We start from the raw sequence: 15,871 nt of genomic DNA, 5'->3' as shown, positions 1-15,871 counted from the left end.
TGGCACCAGGAGCCGATGAAGGACGTAGGAGACTGCGATAAGCCTTGGGGAGCTGTCAACCGAGCTGAGATCCAAGGATTTCCGAATGGGGAAACCCGGCCCCAGTCATGTGGGGTCACCCATACCTGAACACATAGGGTATGTGGAGGGAACGCGGGGAAGTGAAACATCTCAGTACCCGCAGGAAGAGAAAACAACCGTGATTCCGTGAGTAGTGGCGAGCGAAAGCGGATGAGGCTAAACCGTATTCGTGTGATACCCGGCAGGGGTTGCGTTTACGGGGTCGTGGGACCTACTGGTCAGTTCTGCCGGACTGGCAAGGAGTGAGAAAACACTGTGGTTAGCGGAACGTGTCTGGAAAGCGCGGCCGTAGAGGGTGAGAGTCCCGTACGTGAAAACCCGGTGTCTCCTTGTGGTGTTCCCAAGTAGCAGCGAGCTCGTGGAATTTGCTGTGAATCTGGCGGGACCACCCGCTAAGCCTAAATACTTCCTGGTGACCGATAGCGGACTAGTACCGTGAGGGAAAGGTGAAAAGTACCCCGGGAGGGGAGTGAAATAGTACCTGAAACCGTGTGCCTACAATCCGTCGGAGCCTTTCGGGGTGACGGCGTGCCTTTTGAAGAATGAGCCTGCGAGTTAGTGCTGCGTGGCGAGGTTAACCCGTGTGGGGTAGCCGTAGCGAAAGCGAGTCCGAATAGGGCGGTTGAGTCGCGTGGTCTAGACCCGAAGCGGGGTGATCTAGCCATGGCCAGGGTGAAGCGTGGGTAAGACTGCGTGGAGGCCCGAACCCACCAGGGTTGAAAACCTGGGGGATGAGCTGTGGTTAGGGGTGAAAGGCCAATCAAACTCCGTGATAGCTGGTTCTCCCCGAAATGCATTTAGGTGCAGCGTCGTGTGTTTCGTGCCGGAGGTAGAGCACTGGATGGTCTAGGGGGCCCACAAGCTTACCGAAATCAACCAAACTCCGAATGCCGGTACGTGAGAGCGCGGCAGTGAGACTGCGGGGGATAAGCTTCGTAGTCGAGAGGGAAACAGCCCAGAACGCCGGCTAAGGCCCCTAAGTGTGTGCTAAGTGGGAAAGGATGTGGGGTCGCCCAGACAACCAGGAGGTTGGCTTAGAAGCAGCCATCCTTTAAAGAGTGCGTAATAGCTCACTGGTCAAGTGGTCCTGCGCCGACAATGTAGCGGGGCTTAAGCACACCGCCGAAGCCGTGTCATTCCGATTATGTCGGGATGGGTAGGGGAGCGTCGTGTGGCTGTTGAAGCGGCGGAGTGATCCAGCCGTGGAAGCCACGCGAGTGAGAATGCAGGCATGAGTAGCGAAAGCAGAGTGAGAAACTCTGCCGCCGGATGACCAAGGGTTCCTGGGCCAGGCTAATCCGCCCAGGGTAAGTCGGGACCTAAGGCGAGGCCGACAGGCGTAGTCGATGGACAACGGGTTGATATTCCCGTACCCGTGTGAACGCGCCCATGGCGAGGCTTGTGATGCTAACCGCCCAAAGCCGGTTTCTCACCTTCGGGTGGGGTTCCGTGTGGAGCGCGGGAACCGAACTTGTAGTAGTCAAGCGATGGGGTGACGCAGGAGGGTAGCTCCGCCAGTGAGTGGTAGTACTGGTGTAAGCGTGTAGGGAGAGCTGTAGGCAAATCCGCAGCTCACGTATCCTGAGACGTGATGCATAGCCGATTGAGGCGAAGTAGGGTGATCCCATGCTGCCGAGAAAAGCCTCTAGTGAGTGTTCATGCGGCCCGTACCCCAAACCGACACAGGTGGTCAGGTAGAGAATACCGAGGCGATCGGGCGAACTGTGGTTAAGGAACTCGGCAAAATGCCCCCGTAACTTCGGGAGAAGGGGGGCCGAGGGATTTGAAGCCCCTTGCGGGCTAGGATTTTTCGGCCGCAGAGACCAGCGAGAAGCGACTGTTTACTAAAAACACAGGTCCGTGCGAAGTCGCAAGACGATGTATACGGACTGACGCCTGCCCGGTGCTGGAACGTTAAGGGGACCGGTTAGCTCTTCGGGGCGAAGCTGAGAACTTAAGCGCCAGTAAACGGCGGTGGTAACTATAACCATCCTAAGGTAGCGAAATTCCTTGTCGGGTAAGTTCCGACCTGCACGAATGGCGTAACGACTTCTCGACTGTCTCAACCACAGGCCCGGCGAAATTGCATTACGAGTAAAGATGCTCGTTACGCGCGGCAGGACGGAAAGACCCCGGGACCTTTACTATAGCTTGGTATTGGTGTTCGGTTCGGCTTGTGTAGGATAGGTGGGAGACTGTGAAGCGGCCACGCCAGTGGTTGTGGAGTCGTCGTTGAAATACCACTCTGGTCGTACTGGATGTCTAACCTCGGTCCGTGATCCGGATCAGGGACAGTGCCTGGTGGGTAGTTTAACTGGGGCGGTTGCCTCCCAAAGGGTAACGGAGGCGCTCAAAGGTTCCCTCAGCCTGGTTGGCAATCAGGTGTCGAGTGCAAGTGCACAAGGGGGCTTGACTGTGAGACCGACGGGTCGAGCAGGGACGAAAGTCGGAACTAGTGATCCGGCCATGGCTTGTGGAAGCGTGGTCGCTCAACGGATAAAAGGTACCCCGGGGATAACAGGCTGATCTTGCCCAAGAGTCCATATCGACGGCATGGTTTGGCACCTCGATGTCGGCTCGTCGCATCCTGGGGCTGGAGTAGGTCCCAAGGGTTGGGCTGTTCGCCCATTAAAGCGGTACGCGAGCTGGGTTTAGAACGTCGTGAGACAGTTCGGTCCCTATCCGCCGCGCGCGTAGGATACTTGCGGAAGGCTGTCCCTAGTACGAGAGGACCGGGACGGACGGACCTCTGGTGTGCCAGTTGTCCCGCCAGGGGCATTGCTGGTTGGCTACGTTCGGAAGGGATAACCGCTGAAAGCATCTAAGCGGGAAGCTCGTTCCTAGATGAGGTATCCCACCCTTTGTGGGTTAAGGCCCCCAAGAGACGATTGGGTTGATAGGCCGGAGATGGAAGGTCGGTAACGGCTGGAGTTGACCGGTACTAATAGGCCGAGGACTTGTCACGAAGACGCTACGCATCCACTGTGCGGTTCTGAAGGAACCGAACCGACCACCTGGTCGACCGGCATGGGCCGGGGCGATCGGGTGCCGTGAGGTTGGTTATCTTCATAGTGTTTCGGTGGTCATGGCGGAGGGGGAACACCCGGTCCCATTCCGAACCCGGTAGTTAAGCCTTCCAGCGCCGATGGTACTGCACTCGTGAGGGTGTGGGAGAGTAGGACGCCGCCGAACATTCTTTCCCTGTGGGGCACCCGGTTTTTCCGGGTGCCCCACAGGGCTTTTCGCGTTCCTGAGCTGCTTCGGGGTCGCGCAACGACTAGCGTTTGCTCATGCACGACGAGCAGGTCGATCCCCGAGCGCAGCGCAGGTCCGGTGGCCACAGCACCACTCCCGTCCCGGCCGACCTGGCCACCAGCCCGTTCCGCGTTGACCGCGATCGGGTCGCGAGTTCGCCCTTCTTCGCCCGTCTCGCGGGCGTGACCCAGGTCGTCAGCTCCACCGGCTCGGGCCTGCTGGTGCACAACCGCCTCACCCACAGCCTCAAGGTCGCGCAGGCGGCTCGCGCCATCGCCGAGCGGCTGTCGGCCCGCCCGGAGCTGGTCAGCGTGCTGGACAAGCTCGGCGGCTGCGACCCGGACGTCGTGGAAGCCGCCGCCTTGGCGCACGACCTGGGGCACCCGCCGTTCGGTCACCTCGGTGAGCAGGTGCTGGACCGGCTCGCGCGGCACCGGTTCGGGCTCTCCGACGGGTTCGAGGGCAACGCCCAGTCGTTCCGCATCATCACCACGACGGACGTGCGCGGCCCCGCGGCGCTGGGCCTGGACCTGACCGTCGCGGTCCGCGCGGCCACGTTGAAGTACCCGTGGACGCGGCTGGCCTTTCCCACTCCGCACCCGAGGGACCTCGCCGCACCGCCGCGAGGCGCTGCCGAGCCGCCGGACGCCCCTGGGACCGGGTCGAGCAAGTTCTCCGCCTACGTGACCGAACTGCCGGACGTGCTCGGTGCCCGCGAGTTCTTCGCGGGCAGGCTCGAACCCTGGCAGCAGACTGTGGAAGCGTCGGTGATGGACACCGCCGACGACATCGCCTACGCCATCCACGACTTGGAGGACTTCCACCGCGTGGGTGTGCTCCAGCACGCCACGGTCTCCGCCGAGCTGGGCACCTGGCTCGACCAGGCGCTGGAGCTGGCGTCCCTGGACGCCGCCGATCTGCGCGCTCAGGAGCGCCGCCCCGGTCGGTCGTTGGAGATGCTGCGCCGCAGGCTGCACGCCAAGGACTCCTGGGCGGTGGACGACGAGGCGTTCGCCGCGGCGGTGGCCAAGGTGCGGGCCGAGCTGGTCGACGGCTTGCTGGCGGTGCCGTTCGACGGCTCGGTGGAGGCCGAGCAGGCGGTCGCCGGGTTCTCCTCGCGCTGGACCCGCAGGCTGGTCGACGCGGTCGGCGTGATCGAGGAGCCCTCCACGCGCTCCGGTCACGTCGTGCTCGCGCCGCGGCAGTGGCACGAGGTCCAGGTGCTCAAGTTCGTGCACCGGAGGTTCGTCCTGCTGCGCCCCGACCTGGCGCTGCACCAGCGCGGGCAGGCCCGGCTGCTCACCGCGCTGGTCGAGGCGCTGGAGCAGTGGGTGACCGACCGGCACGAGGCGAACCGGTTGCCGCGCAGGTTGCACGACCTGGTGGAGCTGGCGGGTGACGAGTACGCCGAGCTGGCCCGCACGGAGCCGTCCGCGCTGGTGGGGGCCACCGGTGACGTGCCGTCGGGGCCGGACGCGGTGCGGGCGCTGGCGCGGGGGCGCGCGGTGGTCGACTTCATCGCCTCGCTGACCGACAACCAGGCCGCGGCGCTGCTGGAGGCGCTGTCGGGACGAACCGGTCAACTGTGGACGGACGCCTTCGTTCTGTGAATGTGATCGTGAAGGTCGTTCGCGAAGTAGGCCGAACGGATGCAGACGGTACTTGTCCATGCGCAATAAGTTGACGCTCGATCGGAGACATCCGATCGTTGGCCGCGTGCGTCGGGGGCACGCTTGAAGTGGGGGAGACGCCTGTGCGCTCACCGAACCGCCGTATTCGAAGAAACGCGCTGATCGCCGCGGGAACCGCGGCACTGACGCTCTTCGCCACGACCACGCCCGCCACCGCGGACCCGACCAGGGCCACGAAGGGCGTCGAGGACAAGACCGCGGCCCAGATCGCCGCGTTGCAGGACATCAAGAAGTCCCTCTCCGCCGCCGAGACCAAAGTGGACAGCGCTCTGATCGTCGAGCAGCGACGACGCGCCGACGTGAGCACCCGGAACAAGCTTCCCTCCCTCCAGACCGGGGTGGAGGTCCAAAGCGGAGACACCGTGCTGGTGGACATCCGCGCGCACAAGGTCACCGACGACCTGGTCAACGCCGTCCGCGGGGCGGGCGGCGGCATCCGGTCGGTCTCCGCGGAGGGGCGCACCGTCCGCGCCCAGCTCCCGCTCGCCGCCGTCGGCCCGCTGGCCGAGCGCGGCGACGTGCGCCGCGTCGAGACCGCCGTGGAGGCCAAGACGTTCCACCAGGCCGACCGCAACGCCAAGGCCAAGGAGTCCGAGGCCGAGGAAGCCACCAAGGAGGCCAAGGCCAAGGACATCGAGGCCCGCACCCAGCGGGCGATCGCCTCGGTGCAGGCCGCGAAGACCGGCGAGGGCGACCGCGCCCACGCCGCGGACACCGCGCGCGACCAGTTCCACGTCACCGGAACCGGCGTGAAGCTGTGCGCGCTGTCCGACGGCGTCGACTCGCTGGAGCTGTCGCAGGCTTCCGGCGAGCTGCCCGCCGTCGACGTCGTGCCCGGCCAGGAGGGCAGCGGCGACGAGGGCACCGCGATGCTGGAGATCCTGCACGACATCGCGCCCAACGCCAGCCTGGGCTTCGCCACCGCCTTCAACGGCGACGCCAGCTTCGCCGACAACATCAAGGCCCTGCGCTTCCGGCTGGGCTGCGACGTGATCGTGGACGACGTGCTCTACTTCAACGAGTCGCCGTTCCAGGACGGTGTCATCGCGCAGGCGGTGGACGCGGTCGCGGCCGACGGGGCGCTGTTCTTCTCCTCGGCGGGCAACGAGGGCAACGTCGCCGACGGCACCTCCGGCCACTGGGAGGGCCAGTTCGTCGACTCCGGCGTGGGCGTCGGCAAGTTCGCGGGCACCGCCCACGACTTCAACCCCGACCCCAACGCCAAGCAGGTGTTCAACCCGCTGTCGGCGGCTTCCACCAACGTCCCGGTGACGCTGTTCTGGTCCGACCCGCTGACCCGGTCGTTCAACGACTACGACCTGTACCTGGTCAACTCGTCGGGCAACGTCGTGACGTCCAGCCAGAACGTCCAGGACGGCACGCAGGACCCGTACGAGCGGATCAACACCCCGGCCAGCGGCTCGGGCCTGCGCCTTGCCGTGGTGAAGTTCCGCGGTGAGGACAAGTACCTGGCGCTGTCGGCCCTCGGCGGCCGGTTCAAGGACTCCTCCGACGGCCTGAAGGGCTTCGCCACGCCAGGGGTCACCCGCGGCCACTCCGCGGCCAACGGCGCGATCAGCGTCGCGGCCGCGCCTGCGGCCACGCCGCTGCCGTTCGACCTGGAGGCGGGCGACCCGGCCAACCCGCGCGGTCCGTTCCCCAACGCCTTCGACGGCGCGCAGAAGCCCGAGCGGTTCACCTCCGACGGTCCGCGCCGGGTGTTCTTCGCGCCCGACGGCACGCCGCGCGAGGAGGTTCGGCAGAAGCCGGACATCACCGCCGCCGACGGCGTGCAGACCAGCGTGTCCGGCTTCAACCCGTTCTTCGGCACCTCGGCGGCCGCGCCGAACGCCGCGGCGATCGCCGGGCTGATCCTGTCGGGCAACCCCGGCCTGTCCACCACCGAGGTCAAGCAGGCGCTGACCGCCACGGCGATCGACATCGCCGAGGCGGGCGCGGACAACCGGACCGGCGCGGGCGTGGTGCGCGCCGACCTGGCGCTGGCCTACACCGGTGCCAGCCCGCAGCCGCTGGCCAAGGCGCAGGCGCCGAGCGTGCGCAACGACGCCGACGGCAGCGCCTACCTCAAGCCGGGCACCACCTCGACGATCACCCTGCCGGTGCTCAACAGCGGTGACGGCATGGCCGCGTCGACCAGCGTCGTGCTCACCTCGCCCACCGCGGGTGTGACGATCGCGCCGCGCTCGCGCTACTACGGCAACATCGAGGTCGGTCAGAGCGTGGTCAACACGTTCAAGGTGACCGTGCCCGCCGCGCAGGCGATCGGCACGTCGGTGAAGCTGGAGGCCAGGGTCAGCTACGCGGGCGCGACCTCGCCGACGGCGACGTCGTTCCAGCTGACGGTGGGCGAGCCGTCGCGGGAGGTCAAGCACTTCGCTTACGCGGGCCCGGTCGTGGCCATCCCGGACAACGACCCCACCGGCGTGTCGGTGCAGCTCCCGGTCAGCGGGATCGGCCGGGCGTCGCAGCTGTCGCTGTCCGTCGACGGCGCGACCTGCACCACCGCCGACGGGGCCACCACCGTCGGCATCGACCACACCTTCGTCGGTGACCTGGTCGGCACGCTGACCTCGCCCTCGGGCGCCACGGCGACGCTGTTCCAGCGCTCCGGCGGCACCGGCGGCAACCTGTGCCAGGTGGTCTTCACCGACACCGCCACCGCCGCGTTCTCGTCGGTGACCAGCAACCTGGCTCCGTTCACGGGCAGCTGGAAGCCCGCCACCCCGCTCAGCGCGCTGCTGGCGGAGCCCGCCGACGGCACGTGGACGTTCAAGGTGGTCGACGTCGCGGCGTCCGACCGCGGTTCGGTGCGCTCGGTGACGCTGCACGCCGCCGGCTACGTGTGATCCTGTCCTGAGACCGCAGCGGCCCCCGAGGGGATTCCCCCGGGGGCCGCTGCGCGTTGTCGCGGGGTTCTTACTTCGGCCACTCCCAGCGGATGCCGAACACGCCGGGGCCGAAGCCGAGCGCGACCGCGTGCACGCCGCCGGAGCTGTCCAGCGCGAGGTTGCGCCGCCGCGACGGGGTGTCGTCACCGGCGGGCACGCTGAACTGCTGGCAGCGCGAGGGCAGGTACGACGGGTCGAAGCGGACCTCGATCACGTACTCGCGCACCGGCAGCCGGAACTTGCGGGCGAAGGTGTTGTTGCCCGCCGGGTAGTGGCCCTCGGCGAACTGCAGCTCGTACTCCATGATGATGGTCTCGCCCCTGGCCAGCGGCCGGTCGAACATCATCTCGGCGACCATGATGTTGGCGTCGGTGTCCTCGGCGACCCGGCCGAGGTGGCAGTTGCGCAGGTTCGTCACCTGCGGCAGCACGTCGGACTCGGTCTCGTAGACCAGCGCCCACCGGTCCGGGCCGTCCTGCTCCGCGCGCAGGATCTGGCGCACCCAGGCGGAGCGCTGGCCGCCGTCGGCGGCGATCTCGATGCGGTCGTGCTGGCTGATCCGGCCCAGCTTGACGTCGGAGGAGGTGTCGACCTTGGTCAGCAGGTTGGCGACCCGCTCGCGCCGCGCCCACAGCGCGTCGATCGGCATCATCGTGGTGGGCCGGGACCGCCTGCCGCGCGGGCGCGGTGGGCCCAGCAGGGCGGACAGGCCCGCCTGCGGCACGCCGAGCACCGTCTCCAGGTGGCGCAGCGCCTCCAGCGACTCCGGCCGCTCCGGGCGTCGGCGGCCGGACTGCCAGTAGCTGAGGGTGGCGACGCTGATCGTGACCCCGCGCAGCGCCAGCCGGTGCTGGATGCGGTCCAGGCTCAACCTGCTCGCTTTGATGGCGGCTCTCAGCGCCTCGGGGAAGGGCCCCGTGGTCAGGAGCTGCGCAAGACTGCCGTGGCCCGTCGAGTCGAGGTCGTCGACGGACAGGTTGGGTCGACCGGCAGCGTTGGTCATTGTGACTCCCCGCTGTCATGAGATCACGCCCCAGTGACCCTACCCGCCAACGCAGTGCGGTGGTGCCTTCCGGGTGGAGTCAATCATTGGGCCATACGGGCTACGAGTTCACTGGCGCGGCACTCGTCTGTCAAGTGGTGATCACAGTTGTTTCACCCATTGTGAACCCGTCGGTAACATCGCGCACCCGGCTCGTGGGCGACGCTTACCACACCGCGCCGGGGACTCGTCCGACGGTGTGATGGCGGGCGGTGAGGCGCACACCCCGGCCGTTGGCGCGGTGATCGGTTGGCCCTACTGTGTGCCCGGTGACCACCGCCCAGGACCTCGCCCCGGAGGACCCGCTCGTGGCAGTGGCGGTCGCCGTGCTCGGCGCGGGCCGCTACGAGGTGGTCGACCTGCTCGACGCGGTGCGCCACGTGGGCACGCGGGTGGACGTGGTGCGGGCGGGTGACGACCTGCTGCCCCGGCTGGCCCACGAGAACGCGCTGTCCCAGGCGTTGCGGCTGGCCAGGGACATCCTGCGGCCGGGCGGGCTGCTCGTGGCCGCGGTGCCCGAGCTGGACAAGCTGCGCAGCCTGCGGCCCACCGCGCCGCCGCCGAGGGTGACCGGGCGCGGCAAGGACCGGCAGGTGACCGTGCAGCTGTGGGACTGGGCGCCGGACGGCGAGTCCTACGCGCTGGAAGTCGTCCAACTGGTGCGCGGCGAGAGCACCTGGGAGGTGGCGAACACGGTGTTGACCCGGCACCGCGTGCTCTCCCCGGAGCAGATCGCCGACGAGCTCGCGGCCGCGGGCTTCGGGCACGTGCAACGCCTGGCGCCGGTGGAGAGCGGTCACCCGCTGCCGATCTGGATCGCGGTCGCGCCGGGATGAGCCGGGTCCGCCCGGTGGCGGGCGGTGGTCGCGCGGTCGAGGTGGAACCGGAACGCCTGGCGGGCTGGTTCGCCCGGTTCAGTGACCGCCATTCCGGTGCGGTTTCCACCTCTGTCACGGCTCACCGCATCGTGGTGACCGCCGCCGACGGCGCCACGGCTTCGGTGTCGGCCGCCTTCGGCGGGTTCTCGCCGGTGGGCGAGCACGAGGGCCTGGTCGTCGAACCGCTGGTCGACAACGCGAGCGCGTCGCGCCGGATCGGTCTGCTGCTGGTCCGGCTGGGCGGGCACAGCGTGGGCGTCGCGGTGGACGGCGAAGTCGTGGTCTCGGCCACCGACAGCCGCCAGGTGCACGGGCGCAACAAGGCGGGCGGGTGGTCGCAGCAGCGCTTCGCCCGCCGTCGCGAAGGGCAGGCGCGGGTGGCCCTGCGGGCAGCGGCCGACGACGCGGCGCGCGTGCTGGCCCCGCGCGTGCGCGAGTTGGACGCGGTGATGCTCGGCGGGGACCGGCAGGCGCTGGACGCGCTGCGCGCCGACCGGCGACTGGCCGAGGTCTTCGCGCTGGCCTCCCCGCGCGTGCTGGACGTGGCCGAACCCCGGCGCGCGGTGCTGGACGAGGCGGCCCGGCGGGCCCGCGCGGTCGAGGTCGTCGTGCGCGGCTGAGCAGGCCGTTGGAGCGGCTGCTGGAGAAGTCCGAAATTCGTGACAACCCCCGGCGACCCCCACCGCATGGATACGGGTGAGGGCGTCACCGGAGAGCGGTGGCGCGCAGAACCGAGGAGCTGATGTGCGCAAACGACTCGTGCTGGCGGCGGGTGCCGTAGTGATCGGCGGGCTGGCGGTGGCGGTGCCCGCGCTGGCCAGCGGCCAGGGAGGCGAGACGCGGCCGGTGCCCACGACGGTGGAGCCGATCGCGACGACACCACCTGCGACGACGCCACCTGCGACGACGCCACCTGCGACGACGCCACCTGCGACGACGCCACCTGCGACGACGCCACCTGCGACGACGCCACCTGCGACGACGCCACCTGCGACGACGCCACCTGCGACGACGCCACCTGCGACGACGTCGATCGAGACCTCGCCGCGTCCCACGGTCGTCCAGCCGGTGCCGATCGAGACCTCGCCGCGTCCGACGAGCATCCAGCCGACGCCGATCGCGACGATGCCGCCTGCGACGATGCCGGTCGCGACGACGCCTGCCCCCACGAGGCGCTGACGGCGTGAACTGGGACGCGGAGTTCACCCGCTACTTCGACCGGTCCGCCGACTCGATGCGCTTCACCGCGTACTTGTTGTGCGGGAACTGGCACGAGGCCGAAGACGTGGTGCAGGCCGCGTACCTGAAGCTGTACCTGGCGGGGCCGAAGCTGGTCCGCAGGGAAGGGCTGGACGCGTACGTGCGGCAGATCGTCGTGCGCACGTTCCTGGCCGAGCGGCGCCGGATGCGCTGGCGCCGGGAACGCCTGACCGGCGAGCTGCCGGAGGTGCCCGCGGCGGCGGATGCCCTGAGCGAGGACAAGCTCGTGCTGTGGCAGGCGCTGTCGGGGGTGCCCGCCCGCCAGCGCGCGGTGCTGGTGCTGCGGTTCTGGCACGACCTGGGGGTGGAGGAGACGGCCCAGGCGCTGGGCTGCTCGACCGGAACGGTGAAGAGCCAGACCAGCCGCGGCCTGAAGGTGCTGCGACAACGACTCGGCGCGGAGTTCGCGACCCTGTGGCAGGAGGTGACGCGCAATGCTTGAGGACGAGCTGAGGAAGACCTTCGAGGAACTGGGCATCCAGCCGGTGCCGCGCACCTTCGGCGCGCTCGACGTGGTCCACCGGGGCAGGCAGGTCAAAGCGCGTCGCCGCACCGCCACCGTGGTCGGCAGCGGCCTGGGCACCGCCGCCCTGGTCGGAGCCGTCGCCCTGACCCTGGCCTTCAACGGCCAGCGCTCCGAGCCGGTCGGCCCGGCGGGCCCCTCGGGGGCCGAGGTGACCACCACCGCACCCCAGGTCACTCCCGCTCCGGAGACCAGCGTGCAGACCAGTCCCGGAACCCCGTTCTCCGGCTCCCCCACGACCACCATCCAGCCGAGTCCGGGGAGCATCCCCTCGACCACCCCGCTGAACTCCATCCCCACCAGCGCGGGGGACGGACCGGTGGTCACGTCCACGAGCTGACCGGCGCGGTGATCGGGTGGCGGGCGGTGCGCCCACCGGTGCGTCCTCGGTGAGGGCGCGGCGGGGCGCACCGCCCGACCGGGTCTCATCCGGCGGTGCCGGTGGCCAGGCTGCCGCCGTCGACCAGCACCGTCTCGCCGGTGATCCACGACGCCTGCTCCGAAGCCAGGAACGCCACCAGGTGGGCCACGTCCTCCGGTGTGCCCAGCCGCTTCATCGGGTAGGCGCTGGCCGCCTCCTCCTCGCGGCCGGTGTACAGGGCCTCGGCGAACTTCGTCCTCACCACGGCGGGCGCCACCGCGTTCACCCGCACCTTCGGCCCGAGCTGCCAGGCCAGCTCCGCCGTCAGCCGGATCAGCGCCGCCTTGCTGGCCCCGTACGCCCCGATCACCCCGGTCGACCGCAGCCCGCCCACGGAGGCGATGTTGACCACCGCGCCGCCGTGCCGCTCCATCCACGCCTTCCACGCCAGCTGCACGAACCCCAGCGCCGCGACGACGTTGACGTCGAAGATCTTGCGCACCGCGTCGAGGTCCGCCTCCATCAGCGAGCCGAACACCGGGTTGATGCCGGTGTTGTTCACCAGCACGTCGAGGCCGCCGAACCGCTCCACGGTCCGGGACACCGCCTCGTGGCGGTCCTCGGCGCTGCCCGCGTTGCCCGCCACCGCCAGCACCCGGTCCGGCGCGCCCAGGGATTCGGCGGCGGCGGCCAGCTGGTCGGGCTTGCGGGCGGTGATGGTCACCGACGCGCCACGGGCCAGCAGTTCCCGCGCGATGCCCAGGCCGATGCCCCGGCTGGCGCCGGTGACCAGTGCCGTCCTGCCCGCGAAGTCCTGCGAAGTCATGGCGGCAATCTATGCCGGTGGCCACAGCCCGGTAATCCGGTGGCGGCCAGGCCGTAGACTGGTCGTGTGGTGGTCTTGATCGAGTAGGTCCGGCGCGCGGCGCCGTCGACCCCGCACGACCCCACTACCCCCGGAGTTGCCTTGATCACCGCAACCGATCTGGAGTTGCGCGCCGGTTCGCGCATCCTGCTGTCCGGCGCGACCCTGCGCGTGCAGCCCGGCGACCGCATCGGCCTGGTGGGCCGCAACGGTGCGGGCAAGACCACCTCGCTGCGCGTGCTGGCGGGTGAGGGCCAGCCGTACGCGGGTGAGGTGCGCCGCAGCGGTGAGCTGGGCTACCTGCCGCAGGACCCGCGCGAGGGGGACCTGTCGGTCATCGCCAAGGACCGGGTGCTCTCCGCGCGCGGGCTGGACCAGCTGCTGCGCGACATGGAGAAGGCGCAGTCCACCATGGCCGAGCTGGTCGACGACGTCGAACTGCAGGACGCGGTGCGCAAGTACGGCAGGCTGGAGGAGCGGTTCGCCGCGCTGGGCGGGTACGCCGCGGAGAGCGAGGCCGCGCGGATCTGCTCCAACCTGGGTCTGCCCGACCGGGTGCTGGCCCAGCCGCTGCGCACGCTGTCCGGCGGCCAGCGCAGGCGGGTGGAGCTGGCGCGCATCCTGTTCGCCGCCTCCGAGGCGGGGGTCGGTGCCAAGTCCAGCACGATCCTGCTGATCGACGAGCCGACCAACCACCTCGACGCGGACTCGATCGCCTGGCTGCGCGGGTTCCTCAAGTCCCACGACGGCGGCCTGGTCGTCATCAGCCACGACGTGGAGCTGCTCGACGACGTGGTCAACAAGGTGTGGTTCCTCGACGCCACCCGCGGCGAGGTCGACGTCTACAACATGGGCTGGAAGAAGTACCTCGAAGCCCGTGCCGCCGACGAGAAGCGCCGCCGCCGCGAGCGGGCCAACGCCGAGAAGAAGGCGGGCGCCCTGCTGGCGCAGGCCGACAAGATGCGCGCCAAGGCCACCAAGGCGGTCGCCGCGCAGAACATGGCCCGCCGCGCGGAGAAGCTGCTCTCCGGCCTGGAGGAGACCAGGCAGGCCGACAAGGTCGCAAAGATCCGCTTCCCGCAGCCCGCACCGTGCGGGAAGACGCCGTTGACCGCCGAGGGGCTGAGCAAGTCCTACGGTTCGCTGGAGGTCTTCACCGGCGTCGACCTGGCCATCGACCGCGGCTCGCGGGTGGTGATCCTGGGCCTTAACGGCGCGGGCAAGACCACGCTGCTGCGGCTGATCGGCTCGATGGAGACCCCCGACAGCGGGTCGGTGGTCGCGGGGCACGGCCTCAAGCTCGGCTACTTCGCGCAGGAGCACGAGACGCTCGACCACGCCGCCACGGTGTGGGAGAACATCCGCCACGCCGCGCCGGACGTGCCGGAGCAGCAGCTGCGCTCGCTGCTGGGCACGTTCCTGTTCAGCGGTGAGCAGCTGGACCAGCCCGCGGGCACGCTCTCCGGTGGTGAGAAGACCCGGCTGGCGCTGGCGGGCCTGGTCTCCAGCGCGGCGAACGTGCTGCTGCTGGACGAGCCGACCAACAACCTGGACCCGGCCAGCCGCGAGCAGGTGCTCGACGCGCTGCGCCGCTACGAGGGCGCGGTCGTGCTGGTCACCCACGACCCCGGCGCGGTCGAGGCGCTGGAGCCCGAGCGGGTGATCCTGCTGCCCGACGGCACCGAGGACCACTGGTCGCAGGAGTACCTGGAACTGGTCCAATTGGCTTGAGCACGGCCACTTCCGCTGAGTCACCCCTGGTCGCGGTGCGTGGTCACCCGACCACCGGCCGATCTTTTCCGCATGATCGCCTGGCGTTCTTGCCCCGCGTGTTCGATCATTGCGACGACAGGGGCTTTCACGGCCCGACCTGCTGTCTGCGGAAGGCGGGACAAGGTGGCTGACCTGAAGAAGGGCGCCCGGATCACGGGTGCCACGCGGGACAAGCTGGCCGCTGACCTCAAGAAGAAGTACGAGAAGGGCGCGAGCATCCGGGCTTTGGCCGAGTCCACCGGACGCTCCTACGGGTTCGTGCACCGGGTGCTCAGCGAGTCCGGTGTGCAGCTGCGCGGTCGCGGTGGCGCCACCCGCACGAAGAAGAAGTAAGCTACCCTCCGGTAACACGGGCGTCGTGGGAAGCGGCGTCGGCACGACACCGGAGGTTCGCGCATGTCGGCACCGACCACCCTCGACGCCGACCTGCTGGAGCGCGGTGGCGTGCGGCTCGTCGTGGACGGGCCGCGCGCGACGATCACGTTGGATCGTCCCGATGTGCTCAACGCGCAGACGCCCTCGACCTGGGCGGCGCTGCGGGCGATCGGCGCACAGCTGGACCCGGACGTCCGCCTCGTGGTCGTCCGGGGTTCCGGTCGGGCCTTCTCCGCCGGCCTCGACCGGCGGATGTTCACCGGCGCTCCGGTGGAGGGGGAACCGGGGCTGCCGGAGATCACCCGGCTGGGGCCCGAGCGCGGGGCCGCGCTGATCGCGGAGTTCCAGGAGGGCTTCCGCTGGCTGCGCGACCCTCGGCGGGTCACCATCGCCGCCGTGCGCGGGCACGCCATCGGGGCGGGCTTCCAGCTCGCCTTGGCGTGCGACTTCCGCGTGGCGGCGGACGACGTGCGGTTCTGCATGGCCGAGACGTCCCTGGGCCTGGTCCCCGACCTGGGCGGCACGCTGCCCCTGGTGCGCCTGGTCGGGTACGCCCGCGCGGCCGAGATCTGCCTGACCGGGCGGCGCGTGGGCGCGGACGAGGCGCTGCGCATCGGCCTGGTCAACTCCGTCGTGCCGGGGGACGGCTTGGACGCCGCGGTCGACGAGCTGGCGACCGCGGTGCTGCGGCACGCCCCCGGCGCGGTCCGGGAAACGCTGGCGCTGCTGGCCTCGGCCGCGGACGGGGCCTCGGAGCAGGAGCAGCTGCGCGCCGAGCGCACCGCCCAGCTGCGCAGGCTGGCCGAGCTGGCCGAGCAGGCCGGTTCACCTTCGGCGTAGTCGGGAACGTCCGCGCGC

12 protein-coding genes and 2 rRNA genes (1 of these 14 only partly in view) are annotated in these 15,871 nt (G+C 69.2%); 12 read left to right on the top strand and 2 right to left on the bottom strand.

Going from position 1 to position 15,871, the window contains the following annotated elements; genetic code table 11:
* The 4 genes from JOF41_RS19490 to JOF41_RS19475 all read left to right on the top strand — a co-directional run.
* Nucleotides 1-3,046: ribosomal RNA gene (locus JOF41_RS19490) — 23S ribosomal RNA — on the top strand; it begins 33 nt to the left of the window's first position.
* 110 nt (nt 3,047-3,156) lie between these two features.
* Nucleotides 3,157-3,273, top strand: a 5S ribosomal RNA gene (gene rrf, locus JOF41_RS19485).
* Between the two features lie 98 nt (nt 3,274-3,371).
* Nucleotides 3,372-4,946 (top strand): deoxyguanosinetriphosphate triphosphohydrolase family protein, encoded by a 1,575-nt coding sequence (locus JOF41_RS19480; RefSeq protein WP_189227487.1) that lies wholly within the window; start codon nt 3,372-3,374, stop codon nt 4,944-4,946.
* A gap of 143 nt (nt 4,947-5,089) precedes the next feature.
* Nucleotides 5,090-7,894 (top strand): S8 family serine peptidase, encoded by a 2,805-nt coding sequence (locus JOF41_RS19475; protein WP_189227486.1) that lies wholly within the window; start codon nt 5,090-5,092, stop codon nt 7,892-7,894.
* 70 nt (nt 7,895-7,964) lie between these two features.
* On the opposite strand, the gene JOF41_RS19470 is transcribed toward JOF41_RS19475, so the two are convergent.
* Nucleotides 7,965-8,939 (bottom strand): helix-turn-helix domain-containing protein, encoded by a 975-nt coding sequence (locus JOF41_RS19470; RefSeq protein WP_189227485.1) that lies wholly within the window; start codon nt 8,937-8,939, stop codon nt 7,965-7,967.
* 308 nt (nt 8,940-9,247) lie between these two features.
* Between JOF41_RS19470 and JOF41_RS19465 the strand changes: the two genes are divergently transcribed.
* The 5 genes from JOF41_RS19465 to JOF41_RS19445 all read left to right on the top strand — a co-directional run bounded on the left by JOF41_RS19465 (nt 9,248) and on the right by JOF41_RS19445 (nt 11,979).
* A complete protein-coding gene (locus tag JOF41_RS19465) occupies nt 9,248-9,814 on the top strand; it encodes a hypothetical protein (protein ID WP_189227484.1) in 567 nt (188 codons plus the stop codon).
* A complete protein-coding gene (locus JOF41_RS19460) occupies nt 9,811-10,476 on the top strand; it encodes an acVLRF1 family peptidyl-tRNA hydrolase (protein ID WP_209621013.1) in 666 nt (221 codons plus the stop codon). The genes JOF41_RS19465 and JOF41_RS19460 overlap by 4 nt, the downstream gene beginning before the upstream one ends.
* Nucleotides 10,477-10,600: 124 nt before the next feature.
* On the top strand, nt 10,601-11,035 hold the full coding sequence (locus JOF41_RS19455) for a hypothetical protein (RefSeq protein WP_209621011.1): 435 nt from the start codon (nt 10,601-10,603) through the stop codon (nt 11,033-11,035).
* Nucleotides 11,036-11,039: 4 nt separating this feature from the next.
* Nucleotides 11,040-11,558: a SigE family RNA polymerase sigma factor gene (locus tag JOF41_RS19450; protein WP_209621009.1), complete on the top strand. Its 519-nt coding sequence runs from the start codon at nt 11,040-11,042 to the stop codon at nt 11,556-11,558.
* Nucleotides 11,551-11,979 (top strand): hypothetical protein, encoded by a 429-nt coding sequence (locus JOF41_RS19445; RefSeq protein ID WP_209621007.1) that lies wholly within the window; start codon nt 11,551-11,553, stop codon nt 11,977-11,979. Before JOF41_RS19450 ends, JOF41_RS19445 begins: the two co-directional genes overlap by 8 nt.
* 85 nt (nt 11,980-12,064) lie before the next feature.
* On the opposite strand, the gene JOF41_RS19440 is transcribed toward JOF41_RS19445, so the two are convergent.
* Nucleotides 12,065-12,826: an SDR family oxidoreductase gene (locus JOF41_RS19440; RefSeq protein ID WP_189227480.1), complete on the bottom strand. Its 762-nt coding sequence runs from the start codon at nt 12,824-12,826 to the stop codon at nt 12,065-12,067.
* A gap of 141 nt (nt 12,827-12,967) precedes the next feature.
* On the opposite strand from JOF41_RS19440, the gene JOF41_RS19435 reads away from it, so the two are divergent.
* From JOF41_RS19435 to JOF41_RS19425, 3 genes are all read left to right on the top strand, one after another.
* Nucleotides 12,968-14,596, top strand: coding sequence for an ABC-F family ATP-binding cassette domain-containing protein (locus JOF41_RS19435; protein ID WP_189227479.1), 1,629 nt, complete (start codon nt 12,968-12,970; stop codon nt 14,594-14,596).
* A gap of 165 nt (nt 14,597-14,761) precedes the next feature.
* On the top strand, nt 14,762-14,971 hold the full coding sequence (locus JOF41_RS19430; protein WP_015103570.1) for a helix-turn-helix domain-containing protein: 210 nt from the start codon (nt 14,762-14,764) through the stop codon (nt 14,969-14,971).
* A 63-nt stretch (nt 14,972-15,034) separates the two neighbouring features.
* Entirely contained in the window at nt 15,035-15,853 is an 819-nt protein-coding gene (locus tag JOF41_RS19425; RefSeq protein WP_189227478.1) for an enoyl-CoA hydratase/isomerase family protein, read from the top strand.
* Nucleotides 15,854-15,871 lie beyond the last annotated feature (18 nt).

It is taken from the genome of Saccharothrix coeruleofusca (assembly GCF_017876325.1).
In the GTDB taxonomy this organism is placed as follows: Bacteria; Actinomycetota; Actinomycetes; order Mycobacteriales; family Pseudonocardiaceae; genus Actinosynnema; species Actinosynnema coeruleofuscum.
This window is presented reverse-complemented; position numbering and strand designations above follow the sequence as displayed.

Coding starts and splice junctions, on each gene's coding strand:
- JOF41_RS19480 (WP_189227487.1), top strand. CDS start 3,372: ATGCACGACGAGCAGGTCGATCCCCGAGCGCAGCGCAGGTCCGGTGGC.
- JOF41_RS19470 (WP_189227485.1), bottom strand. CDS start 8,939: ATGACCAACGCTGCCGGTCGACCCAACCTGTCCGTCGACGACCTCGAC.
- JOF41_RS19460 (WP_209621013.1), top strand. CDS start 9,811: ATGAGCCGGGTCCGCCCGGTGGCGGGCGGTGGTCGCGCGGTCGAGGTG.
- JOF41_RS19445 (WP_209621007.1), top strand. CDS start 11,551: ATGCTTGAGGACGAGCTGAGGAAGACCTTCGAGGAACTGGGCATCCAG.
- JOF41_RS19440 (WP_189227480.1), bottom strand. CDS start 12,826: ATGACTTCGCAGGACTTCGCGGGCAGGACGGCACTGGTCACCGGCGCC.
- JOF41_RS19425 (WP_189227478.1), top strand. CDS start 15,035: ATGTCGGCACCGACCACCCTCGACGCCGACCTGCTGGAGCGCGGTGGC.